The following is a 20,064-nucleotide window of genomic DNA, read 5'->3' as shown; positions in this document are numbered from 1 at the left end:
AAACGATGTTCGGAAAACTTACACTGGATGCAGTGCCCTACCACGAACCCATTATCGTGGTTACGGTGGCTGCGATTATCATTGGGGGACTGGCGCTTCTGGCTGCCATCACTTACTTCGGTAAGTGGTCCTACCTGTGGAACGAGTGGCTGACTTCTGTCGACCACAAACGTCTCGGTATCATGTACGTTATCGTGGCAATCGTCATGCTGCTGCGTGGCTTTGCTGATGCCGTTATGATGCGTAGCCAGCAGGTGCTGGCCTCGGCCGGGGAAGCAGGCTTCCTGCCGCCTCATCACTACGATCAGATCTTTACCGCCCACGGCGTTATCATGATCTTCTTCGTGGCGATGCCGTTCGTTATCGGTCTGATGAACCTGGTGGTTCCGCTTCAGCTCGGCGCGCGCGACGTGGCCTTCCCGTTCCTCAACAACCTGAGCTTCTGGTTCACCGTTGTGGGCGTGATTCTGGTTAACCTGTCTCTGGGCGTCGGTGAGTTCGCGCAGACCGGTTGGCTGGCCTATCCGCCGCTGTCGGGAATTGAATACAGTCCTGGCGTAGGGGTCGATTACTGGATTTGGGCGCTGCAGCTCTCCGGTATCGGTACTACCCTGACCGGTATTAACTTCTTCGTGACCATTATCAAGATGCGCGCCCCGGGCATGACCATGTTCAAGATGCCGGTATTCTCCTGGGCATCTCTGTGCGCTAACATCCTGATTATCGCCTCTTTCCCAATTCTGACCGTCACCATCGCGCTGCTGACCCTGGATCGTTACCTGGGCACCCATTTCTTTACCAACGATATGGGTGGCAACATGATGATGTACATCAACCTGATTTGGGCCTGGGGTCACCCGGAAGTGTACATCCTGGTTCTGCCGGTGTTCGGGGTCTTCTCCGAAATCGCCGCGACCTTCTCGCGTAAGCGTCTGTTCGGTTACACCTCTCTGGTGTGGGCAACCGTCTGTATTACCGTTCTGTCGTTCATCGTTTGGCTGCACCACTTCTTCACCATGGGTGCTGGCGCGAACGTAAACGCCTTCTTCGGTATTACTACCATGATTATCGCGATCCCGACCGGGGTTAAGATCTTCAACTGGCTGTTCACCATGTATCAGGGTCGCATCGTCTTCAACTCAGCGATGATGTGGACTATCGGCTTTATCGTGACCTTCTCCGTCGGTGGGATGACTGGCGTGCTGCTGGCGGTACCGGGCGCGGACTTCGTTCTGCATAACAGCCTGTTCCTGATCGCGCACTTCCATAACGTTATCATCGGCGGCGTAGTATTCGGTTGCTTCGCAGGTCTGACCTACTGGTGGCCGAAAGCCTTTGGCTTCACCCTGAACGAAACCTGGGGCAAACGCGCTTTCTGGTTCTGGATCATCGGCTTCTTCGTGGCGTTTATGCCGCTGTACGTGCTGGGCTTCATGGGTATGACCCGTCGTCTGAGCCAGCAGATCGATCCGCAGTTCCACCCGATGCTGGTTGTTGCAGCTTGCGGTGCAGCGCTGATCGCCTGCGGTATCCTGTGCCAGCTGATTCAGTTCTACGTGTCTATTCGCGACCGCGATCAGAACCGTGACCTGACCGGTGACCCATGGGGTGGTCGTACGCTGGAGTGGGCAACCTCTTCTCCACCGCCGTTCTATAACTTCGCTATCGTTCCTCAGGTTCACGAGCGTGATGCCTTCTGGGAAATGAAAGAGAAAGGTGAAGCGTACAAACAGCCTGCTCACTATGAAGAAATTCATATGCCGAAAAACAGCGGCGCCGGCATCGTCATTGCCGCCTTCGCTACGGTATTTGGTTTCGCCATGATCTGGCATATCTGGTGGATGGCGATTGCCAGCTTCATCGGCATCGTAGCGACCTGGATTATTAAGAGCTTTGACGAGGACGTGGATTACTACGTACCGGTTGCAGAAGTCGAAAAACTGGAAAAACAGCATTTCGATGAGATTAACAAAGCAGGGCTGAAAAATGGCAACTGATACTCTTGCGCATACTGCCCACGCGCATGAACACGGGCACCATGATACAGGACCGATGAAGGTATTCGGTTTCTGGATCTACCTGATGAGCGACTGCATCATCTTCGCTACGCTGTTTGCTACCTATGCCGTTCTGGTGAACGGCACAGCCGGCGGACCGACGGGCAAAGATATTTTCGAACTGCCGTTCGTTCTGGTTGAAACCGCACTGCTGCTGTTCAGCTCCATCACCTACGGCATGGCGGCTATCGCCATGTACAAAAACAACAAGAGCCAGGTGGTTTCCTGGCTGGCGTTGACCTGGTTGTTTGGCGCTGGCTTTATCGGGATGGAAATCTATGAATTCCATCACCTGATCATGGAAGGCTTCGGTCCGGATCGTAGCGGTTTCCTGTCGGCGTTCTTCGCGCTGGTCGGCACCCACGGTCTGCACGTGACCTCTGGCCTTATCTGGATGGCGGTGCTGATGTTCCAGGTTTCACGTCGTGGCCTGACCAGCACTAACCGCACGCGTATCCTGTGCCTGAGCCTGTTCTGGCACTTCCTGGACGTCGTGTGGATCTGCGTGTTCTCGGTTGTCTATCTGATGGGGGCGATGTAATGAGTCATTCTACCGATCATAGCGGCGCTTCTCACGGCAGCGTGAAGAGCTACATGACAGGATTTATCCTGTCCATCATACTGACGGTCATTCCGTTCGCCATGGTGATGAGTGGCTCCGCCTCGCATGCGGTTATCCTTGGCACCATTCTGGTGACCGCTGTGGTGCAGATCGTGGTACACCTCGTGTACTTCCTGCATATGAACAGCAAGTCCGATGAAGGCTGGAACCTGACCGCATTTATCTTCACCGTAATCATCATTGCGATCGTGGTTGTCGGCTCCATCTGGATTATGTGGAACCTGAACTACAACATGATGATGCACTAAGAGCGGCGAGTATGTTTAAGCAATACCTGCAAGTAACGAAACCAGGCATTATTTTTGGCAACCTGATCTCCGTGATCGGCGGTTTCCTGTTGGCCTCCAAAGGCCACATCGACTATCCGCTGTTCGTCTGGACGCTCCTTGGAGTATCCCTGGTGGTCGCCTCGGGTTGTGTATTCAACAACTACATCGACCGGGACATCGATCGTAAGATGGAACGGACGAAAAACCGGGTGCTGGTCAAAGGGCTGATCTCGCCAGAAGCTTCGCTGGTGTACGCCACCTTGCTGGGTATTGCTGGCTTCATGCTGCTGTGGTTCGGCGCAAATCCGCTGGCCTGCTGGCTGGGGGTGATGGGGTTCGTGGTTTATGTCGGCGTCTACAGCCTGTACATGAAACGCCACTCCGTCTATGGCACGCTGATTGGCTCACTCTCCGGCGCCGCGCCGCCGGTGATTGGCTACTGCGCGGTCACCGGTGATTTCGACAGCGGTGCGGCGATCCTGCTGGCTATCTTTAGCCTGTGGCAGATGCCTCACTCCTACGCCATCGCGATTTTCCGCTTTAAGGATTATCAGGCGGCGAACATTCCGGTGCTGCCGGTGGTGAAAGGCATTTCGGTCGCCAAAAACCATATTACGCTGTACATCGTTGCCTTTGCCGTGGCGACCCTGATGCTCTCGCTGGGCGGCTACGCCGGGTATAAATACCTGGTCGTGGCGGCAGCGGTCAGCGTCTGGTGGCTGGGCATGGCGCTGCGTGGCTATAAAGTGGCCGATGATAAAGTCTGGGCGCGTAAGCTGTTCGTCTTTTCCATCGTCGCCATCACCGCGCTGTCCGTGATGATGTCCGTTGACTTTATGGTGCCGGATTCACATAGCCTGCTGGCTTACGTGAGATAATCTCCCACTCCAGTGCGATATAAAGCCCCGTTTTTACGGGGCTTTTTCTTTTCTGCTTCCTCACCGCTTTCTTTCTCATTTCATACTCCCCTCCCCTCTTCCGGCCGTTTACGCTGCTCTCCTGCCAAAAAATGAGGAAAAAATGAGCTAATACACAGCGGACCTGACTCGCGCTGTGTACGACAGCAGTGCTACCTTTTGCACCGGGTTTACCCACCCATTTGGAAAATCATTACTACAAGGAATTGCAATGAAAGAGTTAACACTAAACGAAATGGAGTACATCTCCGGTGGCTTTAACCTGTTCGGCGCGGCCAGCGGCTTCGCCAGCTTTGTTGCCCACTCGGGCGTCGGCTTCACCTCTTTTGTTCTCACCTCCGGCAGCGCGTTTGCCTCCTTCGTCGGCGACAGCGCGATGGCGTTTGGTTCCTTCCTGACCGGGCAGTCAAACTGGGAAACCTTTGTGACCACTGGTAGCGAAAACTGGGGAAACTTTGTCCTCACCGCTGGCAAAAACTGGAACATCTTCGTAGATAACGCCGCCAGCAACTGGAACAGCTTCCTGAACAACGCGTCGGCGTAAGCAACATCTTTGAGGGCAGCGCATCTGCTGCCCTGTTTAGCTCACCAGCATCGCCTGCGCGCTGTAGAGCAGATCGAGATGGTCGTGACATAACGCTTCCAGCGATGTGCGCGATTGATGGCTGGTCAGACTCAGCGCGCCCCACCAGGTTCCTTCCCTGTCAGTTAACGGCACCGCCAGCACCAGCATGCCAATCTCAAACTCCTGTTCAATGGTGGCATAACCCTGGCGCCGCACCTGGGCGATTTTCTCCATCAGCAACGCGACGTCGGTCACCGTATAGGGCGTGCGTTGTTCCCGGGTAATACGCTGCAGAACTGCCTCGCACTCAGCTTCCGGCAGCGAAGCCAGCCATAACCGTCCCCCGGCGGTACAGAAGATGGGCACCCGCTCCCCAAGCCGAACCGACGTGGAGTTAAATGGCGTATGCCGGCTGCGGGCGATATAGACCAGCTCATCTTCATCCACCACCCCTACCGAGGCGTGCTCCTCGGTCCGGCTGGCGATGTATTCGACAATTGGCCGCACCATGCGGGGAAACTGCGCCGAATCGACGTAGGCCTGACCAAGCCGCAGCGTCTTCGGGGTAAGCCAGTAATAACGCCCATCGGTTTGCAGATAGCGCTCATGCAGCAACGTCAACAGAAAACGCCGCGCGGCGCTTTGCGTCAGGCCGCTCATTTTCGCCGCCTGGGCGACGGTGAGTTTTGGGCAGGTTTTGGAAAAAAGCTGGATTAACGCCAGCCCTTTTTGTAAACCGACGATCAGATCGCGTGGATGAATGGTGTTTTGCATATTCGCTCACATTTTTGCAACATCATTATCGATTTCCTGCGATTATCGCAGCGATCGTGCGATTAACAACCGACATGTCCGAATTCTGCGTTGTCGCTCCCAGCTTCCACTGAAATACTTTCACAACATTCATTTAACAAATGAGGTTTGAAATGGTCAGTGGAACTACCCAGGTTGTTGCCGTGATTGGTCATCCGATCGCCCAGGTCAAATCACCGGATAACTTCAACCGCTACTTTGCTGAACAGCACATGGACAGCGTCATGATCCCGGTGGATATCGCCCCGGACGCGGTAGTCGACTACCTCAACGCTCTGCGTGGCTGGCAGAACATGACCGGCGTGCTGGTGACGGTGCCGCATAAGCAGCGCGCCGCCGCGCTGGTCGACGAGCTCACCCCCCGCGCCCGCCGACTCAACGCCATCAATGTGATCCGCAAATTGGCGGATGGCCGTTTGCAGGGCGATATGCTGGACGGCGTCGGCTTTCAGCTCGCCGCCGAGGCGCAGGGTTTTCAGCCGGCAGGTAAGCAGGCGCTGCTCTCCGGCTGCGGCGGCGTCGGCAGCGCCATCGCCTGGGGACTGTGCGAGGCGGGGATCCGTCAGCTGGCCCTGCACGATCAAAACCCGACCACCCGGCAACGCCTGCATGACCTTCTGGCTGAGGCCTTCCCGGCGGTACAACTGAACGCGCTGCCGGACACCCTTCACGGCGTCGATCTATTGGTTAATGGCTCGCCGGCCGGCATGGCCGGATTTGATGAGCTGCCCCTGCCGCAGGCGCTGCTGGATACGCTCGACAGCGCCACCCACGTGGCTGATGTTGTCACCGCCCCGGTGATGACGCCGTTGCTCACTTTCGCCGCCGCCCGCGGCTGCCGGGTGCAGACCGGGCCGGAAATGGCGCTGGCGCAGATGACGCTGATGGGCCAGTTTATCGGCGCCATCCCGCCGGCGCAGGGAGCGGCAGCATGAAGAGCTGGGATGTGATCGTCATCGGCAGCGGCGCCGCTGGCTTTGCCGCCGCGGTCACCGCCAGCTGCAAAGGGCTGTCGGTGCTGATGCTGGAGAAAGCCGGCCAGTTCGGCGGCACCTCGGCTATCTCCGGTGGCGCCGTGTGGCTGCACGATACCGATCAGGCGCGTGCGGCGGGTAAAAGCGGCAGCGCCGAGGCGATGAAAACCTACCTGCGGACCATTATCGGCGAGAGCCAGTACCGTGAAGATCTCGCCGAAGCGTTTGTTAGCGCCGGGCGTGAGGCGCTGGCCTTTCTCGAGCGCGAGGGGGCGGTGAAATATAGCCTGCGCCCGCTCTCCCCTGATTACTATCCGGATGAACCCGGCGCGGTCGACGTCGGTCGTGCGCTGGAGGTGGTGGAGTATGACGGTCGTGAACTGGGGGACGCGTTTCGCGACCTGCGTTCACCGCCGCCGGGGATGTTGCTGTTTGGCGGGATGATGGTCAACCGCGTCGACATTCAACATTTTCTCGACATGCGGCGCTCGCTACGCTCCCTGGCCCATTGCACCCGGCTGCTGCTGCGCTACGCCCGCGACCGGGTGAAGTACCCTCGCGGCACCCGCCTAGCGATGGGCAATGCGCTGATTGCCCGCATGGCGACAACGGCGCTGCGTAAAGGCATGAACCTGCGGCTGAATGTCAATGTTCTGGCGCTGTGCGAAGCGCAAGGCGCGGTCCACGGGGTGGAGATTGAGTATCAGGGGCAAAGAGAGACGCTGCACGCCCGCCGCGGGGTGGTGCTGGCCGCAGGCGGCTTTGCCGCGGGCGCGCTGGCGGCGCGCTATCGGCCACACACCCGCGAACACTTCACCATGTCGCCGCCGGCCAACGATGGCGCCGCGCTGCATCTCGCGGCGGCGCTTAACGCTCGCGAGGGAGCCGATCAGGCCTCCAACTTTTTCTGGGCGCCAGTATCGGTGCTGACCCGGGCCGACGGCAGCGAGGAGCGCTTCCCCCATCTGGTAACCGACCGGGCCAAACCGGGCGTGATTGCCGTCAATCTGCGGGCGGTACGCTTCGTCAACGAGTCTAACTCCTATCACCATTTCGCCAGCGCGATGCAGGATGCAGCGGAAAATGCCCCCTGCTTTTTACTCTGCGACGCCCAGGCGATGAAGCGTTACGGCCTCGGGCTGGCACGCCCGGCGCCGGTCAATAATGACGCCCTGATCGCCGCCGGCTATCTGTACAAAGCCGACACCCTGGAGACGCTGGCGCAACAGCTTGGTCTGGATGCCCAAACGCTGAGCGAGACGGTTGCCCGCTACAACCGCGACGCCGCGCAGGGCGTGGATCGGGAATTTGCTAAAGGCGGCAACAGCTATAACCGGGCGATGGGCGATCCGGGTCATCAGCCTGACGCCTGTAACGCCCCCCTGCTCAGCGCGCCGTTCTATGCCATCAAACTCTATACCGGCGATCTGGGAACGTCGCGGGGCCTGGTCACCACCGCCGATGCACAGGTCGTCAACGTGGAAGGAAAACCCATCGCGGGGCTGTACGCGGTGGGAAATGACATGGATTCGCTGATGGCCGGCACCTACCCGGGTCCCGGCATCACCCTCGGCCCGGGGCTGACGTTTGGCTACCTCGCCGCCTGCCATCTGGCACAACACTCCCCCCACTAATCAGGAAAACATCATGATCTACGAAAAACGCACGTACACCATCAATCCGTTGAAAATGGCCGACTGGCTGGCGCTGTACCAAAGCGATGCCCTGGCGGTGCAGACCGACCATCTCGGCAAACTGATCGGTTTCTTTTTTACCGAGATCGGCGTGGTCAATCAGGTGGTGCACATCTGGGCTTATGAAAGCCTGGACGATCGCCTGGTGCGCCGCGCGCGAATGGCGCAGGACGAACGCTGGCAGACCTTTTCGCGGAAAAATCGCGAACTGGCCGCCGTTGAACGCCTGGAGTCGGTGCTGATGCGCCCCACCGCTTTTTCACCATTGCAGTAAGGAGTCCATCATGAGCAGGCCTGTGAAGGTGGATGTGCTGGTGGTCGGCTCCGGCGCGGCGGGACTCTCTGCCGCGGTCACCGCGGCCATGCACGGCGCCAGCGTCATGGTGGCGGAGAAAGCGTCAGTACTCGGCGGGACCAGCGCCTGGTCCGGCGGCTGGCTGTGGATCCCCCGCAACCCGCTGGCGCGGGCGGAGGGCATCGACGAAGCGGCTGACGCCCCGCTGACCTATCTGCAGCATGAGATGGGGGGCGAAGCCGCCGACGTTCGCCTGCAGACCTTCCTGCGCCACGGGCCGGAGATGGTGGATTTTTTTCATCACAGGACGGCAGTGCAGTTTCTCTCAGGCAGTGCCATGCCGGACTTTCACGCGTCGCCGGGCGCGGCGAGCGGTGGGCGGTCGGTCACCGCTCAGCCCTACGATGGCCGTCAGCTCGGCGACTGGCTCCACCGACTGCGTCCGCCGCTGGAGACCATCAGCCTTGCCGGGATGGGCATCGCCGGCGGCGCGGATATGGCGCATTTTTTCAATGCCACCCGCTCGCCGCGCTCCGCGCTGTATGCCGTCCGCCGCCTGCTGCGCCACGGCTGGCAGCGGCTGCGCGCCGGACGAGGGCAGCATCTGGTCAATGGCAATGCGCTGGTCGCCCGTCTGCTGCGATCCGCCCTCGACGCCGGAGTGCACTTTCAGCTCAATGCCCCGGTGGTCCGGCTGCTGCAGGGTCCGCAGGGTGTGTCCGGCGCGGTGCTGCGCAGCGACAGCGGGGAAATTCACGTCGAAGCAGGGGCCGTGGTGCTGGCCTGCGGCGGTTTTCCCCACGATCGGCAGCGGCTGGCGCAGGTGGTGCCCCACGCGGCGGAGGGTTACGGCCATTTTTCCGCCGCACCGCCGGACAATCAGGGCGAGGGGATCAGGCTTGGCGAATCCGTCGGCGGCCAGTTCGACACCCGCCTGCGCCACCCGCTGGCCTGGGCGCCGGTGTCCCGCGTCACCCTGGCCAGCGGTCAGCAGCTGATGTTTCCCCACCTGGTGGAACGCGCCAAGCCCGGGGTGATCGCTGTCCTGCCCAACGGCAAACGCTTTGTTAACGAGGCAGACTCTTATCATGACTTTATCGCCGCCCTGCTGGCGGCCACACCCGCGGGCGACACGCCGCAGGCCTGGCTGCTGGCCGATCGTCGCGCGCTGCGTCGCTACGGTCTGGGTCATGCCAGACCGTTCCCGTTCACCCCCACCGCCTGGCTGCGTACCGGTTACCTGCTGCGGGGAAACACGCTGGGAGAGCTGGCGAAGCAGTGCGCCATCGACGCCAATGCGCTGGCGGAAACCGTTGAACGCTTTAACCACTTCGCCAGCACTGGCGAAGACGTCGATTTTCACCGCGGGGCATCAGCCTATAACCGCGCTCAGGGTGACCATCAGGTGACGCTCGGACCGCTGCGCGAAGGGCCGTTTTACGCGGTGCGCATTCTACCCGGCTCGCTGGGCACCTTCAGCGGACTGCAAACCGACGAACACGCCCGGGTGCTGGATGGACAGCAGCAGCCGATACCGGGCCTGTTCGCCATCGGCAACGACATGTCGAGCGTGATGCGCGGCTATTACCCCAGCGGAGGGATAACCCTCGGACCCGCCATGACCTTCGGCTATCTGGTGGGTAAAAATCTGGCGGAAAACACAATAAAAACAAAGCAATAAACGACCAGGGACGGCAATACCCATAACTATCTTCACCTGCAACTGTACCGGAGCCCTTTATGAACATGCGTACCCTATCGCTCGCCGCGCTGACCCTGCTCGATGTCCCTCCTCCCGAACAGGTGCGGATAGCGGCCAAAACCGGTTTTACCCACGTTGGTCTGCGGCTGCTTCCCGCCACACCGGCCGACCCGGACTACGACATGCTGGGCGATACCCCCGCCGTCCGCGCGACGCTGTCTGCGCTGATGGAAACCGGCATCCGCGTCTCAGACGTGGAGATCGTCCGCCTGACCCCCGGGTTTACTCTCGACGATCGGCTGCAGCGGTTTATGGAGACTGCGGCGCGTCTTGGCGCCGGACAGGTGTTAGTCGCCGGCAATGATGACAACCTTCAGCGCAGCGCCGACAACCTGGCTATCCTCGCCGCGGCCGGTCGCCCCTATGGGCTGACCATGAACCTTGAGCCGATGCCCTGGACCCAACTGCGCACTATCGCCGATGCGCAGGCGATGATCGCCGCCAGCGGGCGGGAGGATATCGGCATCCTGGTGGACGCCCTTCATTTCTGGCGCGCGGGAGAATCGCTCGCCGCCCTCTCCAGCCTGCCCGCGCATCATCTCAACTATATGCAGCTCTGCGATGGCGCGGCGCAGAGGCCGGAGAGCGAACAGGAACTCATCCGCCAGGCCCGCTCGGCGCGCAACGTGCCAGGGGAAGGCGGTCTGGATCTGCACGGTCTAATGTCGGCCCTGCCGGCAACGCTGCCGGTCTCCCTCGAAGTGCCGCTCGACGGCGAGCAGGGCGCCTTGCCGCCGCTCCAGCGGGCGCAATTACTGTTCAATGCCGCGCAGCCCTACCTGCGCTCCTGCGCATAAGGAATACGCTATGACACAGACTCAACGCCTGGATGTCAGAGAGTTAATAAACCGTAACCCGCTGAGCCGCTTTCAAAAGCAGATCATTTTTCTCGGTTTTTGCGTTATCGCTCTCGATGGTTTTGATATCGCGATCATGGGGTTTATCGCCCCGACGCTAAAGCTGGAATGGGGGGTAAGCAACCACCAGCTAGGCGTGGTGATCAGCGCCGCGCTGATCGGCCTCGCGCTGGGCGCGATTTTCTCTGGCCCGCTCGCCGACTGGCTGGGGCGCAAGAAAATCATTATCAATAGCGTCTTTTTCTTCGGCTTCTGGACCATCGCCACCGCCTTCTCGCACAACATTGAACAGATGATGTTTTTCCGCTTTATGACCGGCCTGGGGTTGGGCGCCGCGATGCCGAACATCGGGACGCTGGTGTCGGAGTACGCTCCGGAACGCCAGCGTTCATTTATTATTACCGTCATCTTTTGCGGCTTCACCTTCGGCGCGGCGGCAGGAGGATTCTCAGCATCGTGGCTGATCCCGCAGTTTGGCTGGCACTCGCTGATGGCGCTCGGCGGCATTCTGCCGCTGCTGTTTGCCCCGCTGCTTATCTGGCTGCTGCCGGAGTCGGTTCGTTTTCTGGTGATCAAACAAGCGCCCGCCGCACGCATTCGCGCCATTCTTAACCGTCTCTATCCCGGACAAATCAGCGACAACGTGACGTTTACCCTGCCGGCGCAGCCGGCGGCCGGCAACGCGATGCGCATTGTGCTCTCCCGCCAGTACGGCTTCGGCTCACTGATGCTATGGCTGGTCTACTTTATGGGGCTGTTCCTGGTCTATATCCTCGGTAGCTGGCTGCCAACGCTGGTTAAAGCGGTGGGAATGACCGTTAGCCAGGCGGCCATCATGACAGCGATCTACCAGGCGGGCGGCACCCTCGGCTCGCTGTTTGCCGGCTGGCTGATGGACAGGATCAACCCTCATCGCGCGCTGGGGATGATCTACGCCGTTGGCGGCCTGTTCACCATGGCGATGGGCTACGCCGCGGGCAGCTTTGCCTTGCTCTGTATGCTGGCGTTTATCAGCGGCGCCTGTCTGAACGGCGCTAATACCGGTATGAACGCCCTCTCCGCCCGCTACTATCCTACGCAGGCGCGGGCGACGGGATCCAGCTGGATGCATGGCGTCGGGCGCATCGGCGCCATTCTCAGCGCCTTTGCCGGTGCCGAGATGATGGCGCTCAACCTGCCCTTTGAAAGCGTCTTTTTGATCCTCGGTATCCCGGCAGCCCTCACCGTCGCAGGTCTGGCGGCGAAAGGCATCTTTGCGGCCGGTAATCCTCCCGCCGCTTCACCTTCCCCCGCGTCTGTGCGCGGAGCGTCATAGCGGCATCGGCTCCCCGGTGCAATCGGCGGATTGCACCGGCTCAGCGGCTAAAAAGAAAATTTATTTCATATTTGGTCGCAACGAAAAACACCCGCAAGAATCTGCTCTGCTCCGGGAGGCGATAAGCCCTCGCTCATCTTTTCAACGCAGCCCAAAAGAAACTTTCGCTAATTCGATCCCCCTCGCATATATGGAAAATAAATTCCACAATGCAATTGAAACAGAACAAACATTTCCTTAAGTTAAGGTCAGTCTATCCGGATGCGCGTTGCCGCAGGCGTCGGCATTGAGCGCCTCAGAGTGCGAATGATTTCAAAAAGGAGAGCACCATGTTAAACGGCCTGAAACCCTTATCCCGCTCCCTGCGTTGGGGCATGGTCGGCGGCGGGGGAACCAGTCAAATCGGCTACAGCCACCGCTGTGCGGCGCTGCGTGACAATGTTTATACCCTGCTGGCCGGCGCGCTTGACGTCGATGCCGAGCGCGGACGCGCGTTCGGCGAGCAACTGGGCATCGCGCCGGAGCGCTGCTACGCCGACTACCAGACCCTGTTTCGTGAAGAGGCGCAGCGCCCTGACGGCATCGAGGTCGTCTCGGTCACCACCCCGAACAATACCCATTTCGCCATCACCAAAGCGGCGCTGGAAGCGGGCCTCCACGTCATCTGTGAAAAGCCCCTCTGCTTTAGCGCCGAAGAAGCACGCGAGCTGGTGGACCTGAGCAAAAAACAGAACAAAATCGTCGGCGTCACCTACGGCTATGCCGGCTATCAGATGATCCAGCAGGCGCGGCAGATGATTGCCGATGGACTGCTCGGCGAGATCCGCATCGTCAATATGCAGTTCGCCCACGGCTTTCATAACCAGGCCGTCGAGCTGCAGGCTGAATCCACCCGCTGGCGCGTGACGCCGAAGTTTGCCGGGCCCAGCTATGTGTTGGGCGATCTGGCCACCCATCCGCTGTTTGTCGCCGAAACCATGGCGCCGCAGCTCAATATCAAACGGCTGATGTGCTCCCGCCAGAGCTTTGTCCCCTCCCGCGCGCCGCTGGAAGATAACGCCTTTGTCCTGATGGAATATGACAACGGCGCGGTTGGCTCGATGTGGACCAGCGCGGTCAACAGCGGCGCCATGCACTCGCAAAAAGTGCGTATCGTCGGTGAAAAAGCGAGTATCGAATGGTGGGATGAGCATCCTAACCAGCTCAGCTATGAGGTGCAGGGCGAGCCGGCGCGGATTCTTGAGCGCGGGATGCCCTACCTGTCGCCGAACGCGCTGGCGGATGACCGCATCGGCGGCGGCCATCCGGAAGGGCTATTCGAAGCCTGGGCCAACCTCTATCGCCGCTATGCGCAGGCGATTGACGCCACGGACCGTGACGATCGCGCTTTCCTGCAAGACTTCTGGTATCCGGACGTTGAAGCCGGGCTGCACGGCGTCTATTGGGTCGAACAGTGCGTCAAATCGGCTGACGCTGGCAGCCAGTGGGTTGACTTTACTTTACCTTAATTTTTCCCCTCGCCAGTGGAGTCCCCCTCCACTGGTTTATTGATTTTTACCAACTTGTCTCATCGCGCAACAGCCCCGTAATATCTGTTAAACAAACATTTATTTACGCTTCTTACCCCCCGCCGCTACACTAGGCGCAGTTTTTATATTGAGGTGGTAATGAACGATAACAAAATGACGCCAGGGGAACTGCGCGCGACCTGGGGTTTGGGGACGGTATTCTCCCTGCGCATGCTTGGCATGTTTATGGTCCTGCCGGTTCTGACCACGTATGGCATGGCGTTGCAGGGCGCCAGTGAAGCGCTGATTGGCCTGGCGATCGGTATCTACGGCCTGGCGCAGGCGATTTTCCAAATCCCCTTCGGACTGTTATCTGACCGTATTGGCCGTAAGCCGCTGATCGTCGGCGGCCTGCTCATCTTTGTACTCGGCAGCGTCATCGCCGCGCTCACCGACTCTATCTGGGGCATCATTCTTGGCCGCGCCCTGCAGGGCTCCGGCGCTATCGCCGCCGCGGTCATGGCTTTGCTATCCGATCTCACTCGCGAACAGAACCGCACCAAAGCGATGGCCTTTATCGGCGTCAGCTTTGGCGTCACCTTCGCCATCGCCATGGTGCTGGGGCCGATTGTCACCCACCAGCTGGGTCTGCACGCGCTGTTCTGGATGATCGCCATTCTGGCGACCATCGGCATCCTGCTCACCCTGTGGGTGGTGCCCAACAGCCATAACCACGTGCTCAACCGCGAATCCGGGATGGTGAAGGGCTGCTTTAGCAAAGTACTGGTGGAACCACGCCTGCTGAAGCTCAACTTTGGCATCATGTGCCTGCACATCATGCTGATGTCGACCTTTGTCGCGCTGCCCGGCCAACTGGAGGCTGCTGGCTTTCCGGCCGCCGAGCACTGGAAGATTTACCTGGTCACCATGGTTATCTCGTTCATCTCGGTGGTGCCGTTTATCATCTATGCCGAAGTGAAGCGCAAAATGAAGCGCGTCTTCCTGCTCTGCGTCGCCATCCTGCTGATTGCGGAAATTGTCCTCTGGGGCGCTGGAGGCTACTTCTGGGAACTGGTGGCGGGCGTCCAGCTCTTCTTCCTGGCGTTTAACCTGCTGGAAGCGCTGCTGCCATCGTTAATTAGCAAGGAGTCGCCGGCGGGCTATAAAGGCACCGCAATGGGCGTCTACTCCACCAGCCAGTTCCTCGGCGTGGCGATTGGCGGCGCGCTTGGCGGCTGGGTCGATGGTTTCTTTGATTCGCAAACCGTGTTCTTGCTGGGCGCCCTGCTGGCAATGCTGTGGCTGCTGGTGGCCAGTACCATGAGCGAGCCGCCGTACGTCAGCAGCCTGCGGGTGGAGGTGCCGGATGGCGTGGTGGTCGACAGCGCGCTACAGACGCGTCTGCTGAACGCCAACGGGGTTCATCAGGCGCTGGTGGTACCTGAGGAGCGCTCGGTGTATATCAAAATCGACAGCAAGGTCACCAACCGCTTCGAGATCGAGCAGCTCATCAAAGGGGTATAAAAAAAGCGGGGAATTCCCCGCTTTTTGCTGTCTGCCGCCGCGTTAGTCGCGGAAGTTTTTGAACTGGAACGGCTGCCCCAGATCGCCGCCGCGCACCAGCGCCATCACCGACTGCAGATCGTCGCGGGACTTACCGGTCACGCGGATCTCTTCGCCCTGAATCTGCGCCTGCACTTTCAGCTTGCTGTCTTTGATCAGTTTGACGATCTTCTTCTGCACAGCGCTTTCAATGCCCTGCTTCAGCTTCGCTTCAACAAACCAGGTTTTACCGCTGTGCACGATATCTTCCGGCACGTCGAGGGAGGTACCTTCAATGCCGCGCTTAAGCAGCTTAGCGCGCAGGATATCCAGCAGCTGGTTCACCTGGAAGTCAGACTCACTCAGCACCTTAATGGTTTTGTTGGCGTCGTTTAATTCAAAAGTGGCTTCAACGCCACGAAAATCAAAACGCGACTCGACTTCGCGGCTCGCGTTGTCCACCGCGTTACGGGCTTCCTGAAGATCAACTTCAGAGACAATATCGAAAGATGGCATCTTTTCCTCTCCTTCCGTTTCTTTTGCGTTGCATAATACCTGCAACGCGGCATAACTCAACTTGTTATCCCGGAAGCTTAGCTGATTACGCAACGCTCGCGCTATTTCCCCGTGCTGCCCGACGACGCCGAATCCCCCTTTCCGTCCGACAATGCGAAAAGCGACGAGATAGACTTTAGCCATCAGCGCCTGGGGTAGCGGCAGATGAGGAGGAACAATGAAAGTAACCGTACTGGGATGCGGTGCACTGGGACAACTATGGCTGACCGCGTTGTGCAAACAGGGACATGAAGTCCAGGGCTGGCTACGCGTACCGCAGCCATTCTGTAGCGTCAATGTCATTGAAACCGACGGCTCGGTGTTCAACGAATCACTGACGGCCAACGACCCCGATTTTCTCGCCAGCAGCGAGCTGCTGATCGTCACCTTAAAGGCCTGGCAGGTGTCGAATGCGGTGAAGCACCTGGCCGGGATCCTGCCGGTCACTACGCCAATTGTGCTGGTGCATAACGGCATGGGCACCGTCGAGGAGCTGCGCGGCGTGAAACAGCCTTTACTGCTGGCCTCCACCACCCAGGCAGCGCGTCGCGACGGGAATGTGATCATCCACGTCGCCCAGGGCACCACCCATATCGGTCCGGCGAAAAGCTACGAGGAGGACTACAGCTATCTCGCGGAAGTCCTGCAAAGCGTACTGCCGGATGTCGCCTGGCACAACCATATCTACTCGGCCACCTGGCGCAAGCTGGCGGTAAACTGCGTCATTAATCCTCTGACCGCCCTCAAAGGATGTAAAAACGGCGATCTGCGCCACTATCCGCAGGAGGTTGCCGCCATTTGCCAGGAAGTGGCGGCGGTGATGGAGCGCGAAGGTATTCATACCTCGGCGGAAAACCTGCTATTTTATGTCGAACAGGTGATTGAAAGTACGGCAGAAAATATCTCATCCATGCTGCAGGACATCCGCGCCCAGCGGCACACGGAGATCGACTATATCACCGGTTTTCTGCTCAACCGCGCCCGCGCCCACGGCGTTGCCGTACCGGAAAACGCCCGCTTATTTGAATTGATCAAGCGTAAGGAGAATGAATATGAGCGCGTCGGCACTGATTTGCCTCGCCCCTGGTAGCGAAGAGACCGAAGCGGTCACCACTATCGATCTGCTGGTCCGCGGCGGAGTGAAGGTAACCACCGCCAGCGTCGCCAGCGACGGCGGCCTGACCATCGTCTGCTCGCGCGGCGTCAAACTGCTGGCGGATGCGCCGCTGGTCGAGGTGGCCGATGGTGATTTCGATATCATCGTCCTCCCTGGCGGCATCAAGGGCGCAGAGTGCTTCCGCGACAGCCCGCTGTTGGTGGAAACCGTCCGACAGTTCCACCTCTCAGGCCGCATTGTGGCCGCCATCTGCGCCGCCCCGGCGACCGTGCTGGTGCCCCATCAGCTGTTCCCGATCGGTAACATGACCGGTTTTCCGGCGCTGAAGGAACATATCCCCGCCGATCAGTGGCAGGATAAACGGGTGGTCTGGGATCCACGGGTGAATCTGTTAACCAGCCAGGGACCGGGGACATCGATTGATTTCGCCCTGAAAATGATTGACCTGTTGGTGGGTCGCGAGAAAGCGTATGAGGTCGCCTCGCAGCTGGTAATGGCCGCCGGCATCTATAATTACTACGAAGCCTGATAGCCGGTCCGCGCCGCGGACTGGCTCCCCTTTTCCTGAGGAGTCGTAGCATGTCCCGTAGCGCAACCGATTCTCGCGATCTTGTCATCAGCCGCCTGCTCAGCGCGCCAGCCTCTGCCCTGTGGCGCGCGTGGGCCGACCCGGCATTACTCAAAACCTGGTGGTGCCCGAAGCCCTGGTCTACTGAGGTGCTGGCCTTTGATTTTCGCTCTGGCGGGGCTTTTCATACCGTGATGCACGGCCCTGACGGTGAACGCAGCGATAATCCCGGCTGTTTTGTTGCGGTCATCCCGCAACAAAAAATCGTCATGACCTCGATGCTGACGGCGGATTATCGCCCTGCGGTTTCTCCCTTCGCCATGACGGCCATCATCACCTTTGCCGACGAAAAAGACGGATGTCGCTATACGGCCACGGTGCTGCATGCGGATGATGAAACTCGCGAGCAGCATGAGCAGATGGGATTTTTTGAGGGCTGGAATATCGTCATCGATCAGCTGAATGACCTGGCGATGACCCTGCGCTAATGCGCTGGCCCGGGGATGACAAAAAGGCCTTCCATCGGGGAAGGCCTTTTTCAATATGGATGGCAACCCGTTACGGGCGATACACTTTCACGTTGCTGAAGCCCTGCTCGCGCAGATAGAGCGCCTGCAGACGGCTCATCACCCCGCGCTCGCACCACAGCAGCCAGGTTTTGCTCTGATCAAGATCGCCAAATTTGGTGCTCAGCTTGTAGAACGGCAGCGAAACGACCTCAACGCCCTCGACCTTCAGCGGCTTGTCTTCCTGCTCGTCAATGGAGCGGATGTCGAGGATCGCGTCGTTAGCGCCAAAGCCGGTCACGGTTTCCACTTCAACCACGGCGGCTTCCGTCTGCTGGGCAATATCGCGAATGTCGATATTGCTCGCCTCTTCCACCACTTTATCGAGGATGCTGAAATCGAAGTGTTCTTCCTCCGCTTCAATCTTCGCCTTCACCGCCTTCACGGTCGGGCTCTTCGAGATCACGCCGCAGTATTCCGGCATGGTGCGGGCGAAATCTTCCGTGCCGATCTCACGCGCCAGGTCGATGATGTGCTCTTTATCGTGCGAAATCAGCGGACGCAGGATCAGAGTATCGGAAACGTTGTCGATCAGGCGCAGGTTAGTGAGGGTCTGACTGGAAACCTGGCCCAGCGCTTCGCCGGTGACCAGCGCCTGCACGCCGTAGCGTTCCGCGACTTTTGACGCAGCGCGGACCATCATGCGCTTGAGCACGACACCCATCTGACCATCGTCCACTTTTTCAAGGATTTCGCCGACCACGGGCTCAAAGTTAATCGCCACAAAGCGAACGCGGTGCGAACTGCCGAAGCGGTTCCACAGGTAATGTGCGACCTGGCGAACGCCAATCTCGTGGGCGGCGCCGCCAAGGTTAAAGAAGCAGTAGTGCACGCGGCAGCCGCGGCGCATCAGCATATAGCTGGAAACGCCGGAGTCAAAGCCGCCGGAGATCAGCGACAGCACATCTTCCTGGGTGCCGATCGGGAAGCCGCCGATGCCTTCATAGCGGCCTTTCACCAGCAGCAGGCGATCGTTTTCAATCTCGAGATTGACGGTGACGTCCGGGTCGGTCAGCTTCACGCGCGCCGTTTCAATATGCTGATTCAGACCGCCGCCGACGTAGCGTTCCACCTCAATGGAGGTGAATTCATGTTTGCCGCGACGCTTCACACGCACGCAGAAGGTCTTGCCTTCCAGCGCCTCGCGCCACAGCGGCAGCGTCTTTTCAAAAATATCGTGCAGCGAGGTGAACGGTACGTCTTCGACTTCCAGAATATGGTGGATGCCGGGGATACGGGTCAGCGCATCGCGAATAGCCGGGCGCTGATTTTCATCTTTCGCGCGAACTTCGATATGATCCCAATGACGGACGACGGCCAGCGTCTCGTCATAGTTTTTGAGAACGTTACGAATGTTCCCGGTTAAGATTTTAATGAAGCGCAACCGCACAGATTGGCTTTTGATGGTGATTTCCGGGAACAATTTAATGATAAACTTCATGGCGACAATAGTTCGTTGGCAAGCCCGACGGGGCTATAAGCAAAAGTTGTAAAGCAGCGCACACCGGTGCCTGCATCCTGGGCGCGGAGTATATCACCATTGCGCGTTATTTGCTTACACGCGTGACTTCGTTACCATACCCGGTATTGCCGTCGCGACATAACAAGAGTCTACATTCACTATGCCAAAGAAAAATGAGGCCCCGGCCAGCTTTGAAACTGCTCTGGGCGAACTGGAGCAGATCGTTAACCGTCTGGAAAGCGGCGATTTGCCGTTAGAGGAAGCGCTAAGCGAATTTGAGCGCGGCGTACAGCTGGCGCGCCAGGGGCAAAGTCAGCTGCAGAAGGCCGAACAGCGCGTGCAGATCCTGCTGGCGGATAGTGAAGATTCCCCGACCACGCCTTTTACGCCGGACGCTGAATAAAATGGATTTCCCGCAACAATTGCAGGCCTGTGTGGAACAGGCTAATGGGGCATTGCGCCGTTTTATCGCGCCGCAGCCCTTTCAGAACACTCCGCTGGTGGAAGCGATGCATTATGGCGCACTCTTAGGCGGTAAACGCCTGCGCCCCTTCCTTGTCTATGCCACCGGCGCGATGTTCGGCGTCAGCCGCACCACGCTCGATG

General features: G+C 59.1%; 20 protein-coding genes and 1 pseudogene. 18 read left to right on the top strand and 3 right to left on the bottom strand.

The genetic code is table 11. The annotated features are described in order from the left end of the window. Positions 1 to 5 precede the first annotated feature (5 nt). The 5 genes from cyoB to CW267_RS04580 all read left to right on the top strand — a co-directional run bounded on the left by cyoB (position 6) and on the right by CW267_RS04580 (position 4,409). The gene (cyoB, locus tag CW267_RS04600; protein WP_012542690.1) at positions 6 to 1,997 is read left to right on the top strand and encodes a cytochrome o ubiquinol oxidase subunit I; all 1,992 of its coding nucleotides are present in this window, start codon (positions 6 to 8) and stop codon (positions 1,995 to 1,997) included. Continuing rightward, on the top strand, positions 1,987 to 2,598 hold the full coding sequence (locus CW267_RS04595) for a cytochrome o ubiquinol oxidase subunit III (protein WP_002891635.1): 612 nt from the start codon (positions 1,987 to 1,989) through the stop codon (positions 2,596 to 2,598). Before cyoB ends, CW267_RS04595 begins: the two co-directional genes overlap by 11 nt. Continuing rightward, positions 2,598 to 2,927: a cytochrome o ubiquinol oxidase subunit IV gene (locus tag CW267_RS04590; protein ID WP_002891634.1), complete on the top strand. Its 330-nt coding sequence runs from the start codon at positions 2,598 to 2,600 to the stop codon at positions 2,925 to 2,927. Before CW267_RS04595 ends, CW267_RS04590 begins: the two co-directional genes overlap by 1 nt. A gap of 11 nt (positions 2,928 to 2,938) precedes the next feature. Further along, positions 2,939 to 3,826 carry a heme o synthase gene (gene cyoE / locus CW267_RS04585; RefSeq protein WP_002891629.1) on the top strand — a complete coding sequence of 296 codons (888 nt, stop codon included), beginning with the start codon at positions 2,939 to 2,941 and terminating at the stop codon, positions 3,824 to 3,826. Positions 3,827 to 4,076: 250 nt separating this feature from the next. Next, on the top strand, positions 4,077 to 4,409 hold the full coding sequence (locus tag CW267_RS04580; RefSeq protein WP_032732607.1) for a hypothetical protein: 333 nt from the start codon (positions 4,077 to 4,079) through the stop codon (positions 4,407 to 4,409). 36 nt (positions 4,410 to 4,445) lie between these two features. Here the strand turns inward: CW267_RS04580 and CW267_RS04575 are convergent, their stop codons facing one another. Continuing rightward, positions 4,446 to 5,204, bottom strand: a complete 759-nt coding sequence (locus tag CW267_RS04575) for an IclR family transcriptional regulator C-terminal domain-containing protein (RefSeq protein WP_004177256.1) — start codon at positions 5,202 to 5,204, stop codon at positions 4,446 to 4,448. Between the two features lie 152 nt (positions 5,205 to 5,356). Between CW267_RS04575 and CW267_RS04570 the strand changes: the two genes are divergently transcribed. From CW267_RS04570 to CW267_RS04535, 8 genes are all read left to right on the top strand, one after another. Then, positions 5,357 to 6,178 carry a shikimate dehydrogenase family protein gene (locus CW267_RS04570; RefSeq protein WP_039102904.1) on the top strand — a complete coding sequence of 274 codons (822 nt, stop codon included), beginning with the start codon at positions 5,357 to 5,359 and terminating at the stop codon, positions 6,176 to 6,178. After that, positions 6,175 to 7,851, top strand: a complete 1,677-nt coding sequence (locus CW267_RS04565; protein WP_100781120.1) for an FAD-dependent oxidoreductase — start codon at positions 6,175 to 6,177, stop codon at positions 7,849 to 7,851. Before CW267_RS04570 ends, CW267_RS04565 begins: the two co-directional genes overlap by 4 nt. A gap of 13 nt (positions 7,852 to 7,864) precedes the next feature. Then, on the top strand, positions 7,865 to 8,185 hold the full coding sequence (locus CW267_RS04560; protein ID WP_004204812.1) for an NIPSNAP family protein: 321 nt from the start codon (positions 7,865 to 7,867) through the stop codon (positions 8,183 to 8,185). A gap of 10 nt (positions 8,186 to 8,195) precedes the next feature. Further along, positions 8,196 to 9,887, top strand: a complete 1,692-nt coding sequence (locus CW267_RS04555) for an FAD-dependent oxidoreductase (protein WP_100781121.1) — start codon at positions 8,196 to 8,198, stop codon at positions 9,885 to 9,887. Positions 9,888 to 9,946: 59 nt separating this feature from the next. After that, complete coding sequence (locus CW267_RS04550; protein WP_032729438.1) at positions 9,947 to 10,765, top strand: sugar phosphate isomerase/epimerase family protein; 819 nt, start codon at positions 9,947 to 9,949, stop codon at positions 10,763 to 10,765. A gap of 10 nt (positions 10,766 to 10,775) precedes the next feature. Further along, positions 10,776 to 12,140, top strand: coding sequence for an MFS transporter (locus CW267_RS04545; RefSeq protein ID WP_012542695.1), 1,365 nt, complete (start codon positions 10,776 to 10,778; stop codon positions 12,138 to 12,140). 329 nt (positions 12,141 to 12,469) lie between these two features. Beyond that, positions 12,470 to 13,648 carry a Gfo/Idh/MocA family protein gene (locus tag CW267_RS04540; protein ID WP_008805388.1) on the top strand — a complete coding sequence of 393 codons (1,179 nt, stop codon included), beginning with the start codon at positions 12,470 to 12,472 and terminating at the stop codon, positions 13,646 to 13,648. A 159-nt stretch (positions 13,649 to 13,807) separates the two neighbouring features. Then, positions 13,808 to 15,172: an MFS transporter gene (locus CW267_RS04535; RefSeq protein ID WP_012542696.1), complete on the top strand. Its 1,365-nt coding sequence runs from the start codon at positions 13,808 to 13,810 to the stop codon at positions 15,170 to 15,172. Positions 15,173 to 15,214: 42 nt separating this feature from the next. On the opposite strand, the gene CW267_RS04530 is transcribed toward CW267_RS04535, so the two are convergent. Continuing rightward, on the bottom strand, positions 15,215 to 15,706 hold the full coding sequence (locus CW267_RS04530) for a YajQ family cyclic di-GMP-binding protein (protein WP_002891465.1): 492 nt from the start codon (positions 15,704 to 15,706) through the stop codon (positions 15,215 to 15,217). A gap of 217 nt (positions 15,707 to 15,923) precedes the next feature. On the opposite strand from CW267_RS04530, the gene panE reads away from it, so the two are divergent. From panE to CW267_RS04515, 3 genes are read left to right on the top strand one after another with little or no spacing between them, the layout of a single operon-like run. Continuing rightward, a complete protein-coding gene (gene panE / locus CW267_RS04525) occupies positions 15,924 to 16,835 on the top strand; it encodes a 2-dehydropantoate 2-reductase (RefSeq protein ID WP_008805385.1) in 912 nt (303 codons plus the stop codon). After that, entirely contained in the window at positions 16,798 to 17,391 is a 594-nt protein-coding gene (gene yajL, locus CW267_RS04520; protein ID WP_008805384.1) for a protein deglycase YajL, read from the top strand. Before panE ends, yajL begins: the two co-directional genes overlap by 38 nt. A gap of 50 nt (positions 17,392 to 17,441) precedes the next feature. Next, complete coding sequence (locus tag CW267_RS04515; protein WP_100781122.1) at positions 17,442 to 17,918, top strand: SRPBCC family protein; 477 nt, start codon at positions 17,442 to 17,444, stop codon at positions 17,916 to 17,918. Positions 17,919 to 17,988: 70 nt separating this feature from the next. Here CW267_RS04515 and thiI read toward each other — a convergent pair whose 3' ends face one another. Continuing rightward, entirely contained in the window at positions 17,989 to 19,437 is a 1,449-nt protein-coding gene (gene thiI / locus CW267_RS04510) for a tRNA uracil 4-sulfurtransferase ThiI (protein ID WP_008805382.1), read from the bottom strand. 181 nt (positions 19,438 to 19,618) lie between these two features. On the opposite strand from thiI, the gene xseB reads away from it, so the two are divergent. Next, positions 19,619 to 19,861, top strand: a complete 243-nt coding sequence (gene xseB, locus CW267_RS04505; protein ID WP_002891398.1) for an exodeoxyribonuclease VII small subunit — start codon at positions 19,619 to 19,621, stop codon at positions 19,859 to 19,861. Position 19,862: 1 nt separating this feature from the next. Further along, a pseudogene (locus tag CW267_RS04500) lies at positions 19,863 to 20,064 on the top strand ((2E,6E)-farnesyl diphosphate synthase); the annotation flags it as partial.

This window comes from Klebsiella sp. X1-16S-Nf21 (assembly GCF_002837615.1).
In the GTDB taxonomy this organism is placed as follows: Bacteria; Pseudomonadota; Gammaproteobacteria; order Enterobacterales; family Enterobacteriaceae; genus Klebsiella; species Klebsiella variicola.
This window is presented reverse-complemented; position numbering and strand designations above follow the sequence as displayed.

Coding starts and splice junctions, on each gene's coding strand:
- cyoB (WP_012542690.1), top strand. CDS start 6: ATGTTCGGAAAACTTACACTGGATGCAGTGCCCTACCACGAACCCATT.
- CW267_RS04595 (WP_002891635.1), top strand. CDS start 1,987: ATGGCAACTGATACTCTTGCGCATACTGCCCACGCGCATGAACACGGG.
- CW267_RS04590 (WP_002891634.1), top strand. CDS start 2,598: ATGAGTCATTCTACCGATCATAGCGGCGCTTCTCACGGCAGCGTGAAG.
- cyoE (WP_002891629.1), top strand. CDS start 2,939: ATGTTTAAGCAATACCTGCAAGTAACGAAACCAGGCATTATTTTTGGC.
- CW267_RS04580 (WP_032732607.1), top strand. CDS start 4,077: ATGAAAGAGTTAACACTAAACGAAATGGAGTACATCTCCGGTGGCTTT.
- CW267_RS04575 (WP_004177256.1), bottom strand. CDS start 5,204: ATGCAAAACACCATTCATCCACGCGATCTGATCGTCGGTTTACAAAAA.
- CW267_RS04570 (WP_039102904.1), top strand. CDS start 5,357: ATGGTCAGTGGAACTACCCAGGTTGTTGCCGTGATTGGTCATCCGATC.
- CW267_RS04565 (WP_100781120.1), top strand. CDS start 6,175: ATGAAGAGCTGGGATGTGATCGTCATCGGCAGCGGCGCCGCTGGCTTT.
- CW267_RS04560 (WP_004204812.1), top strand. CDS start 7,865: ATGATCTACGAAAAACGCACGTACACCATCAATCCGTTGAAAATGGCC.
- CW267_RS04555 (WP_100781121.1), top strand. CDS start 8,196: ATGAGCAGGCCTGTGAAGGTGGATGTGCTGGTGGTCGGCTCCGGCGCG.
- CW267_RS04550 (WP_032729438.1), top strand. CDS start 9,947: ATGAACATGCGTACCCTATCGCTCGCCGCGCTGACCCTGCTCGATGTC.
- CW267_RS04545 (WP_012542695.1), top strand. CDS start 10,776: ATGACACAGACTCAACGCCTGGATGTCAGAGAGTTAATAAACCGTAAC.
- CW267_RS04540 (WP_008805388.1), top strand. CDS start 12,470: ATGTTAAACGGCCTGAAACCCTTATCCCGCTCCCTGCGTTGGGGCATG.
- CW267_RS04535 (WP_012542696.1), top strand. CDS start 13,808: ATGAACGATAACAAAATGACGCCAGGGGAACTGCGCGCGACCTGGGGT.
- CW267_RS04530 (WP_002891465.1), bottom strand. CDS start 15,706: ATGCCATCTTTCGATATTGTCTCTGAAGTTGATCTTCAGGAAGCCCGT.
- panE (WP_008805385.1), top strand. CDS start 15,924: ATGAAAGTAACCGTACTGGGATGCGGTGCACTGGGACAACTATGGCTG.
- yajL (WP_008805384.1), top strand. CDS start 16,798: ATGAGCGCGTCGGCACTGATTTGCCTCGCCCCTGGTAGCGAAGAGACC.
- CW267_RS04515 (WP_100781122.1), top strand. CDS start 17,442: ATGTCCCGTAGCGCAACCGATTCTCGCGATCTTGTCATCAGCCGCCTG.
- thiI (WP_008805382.1), bottom strand. CDS start 19,437: ATGAAGTTTATCATTAAATTGTTCCCGGAAATCACCATCAAAAGCCAA.
- xseB (WP_002891398.1), top strand. CDS start 19,619: ATGCCAAAGAAAAATGAGGCCCCGGCCAGCTTTGAAACTGCTCTGGGC.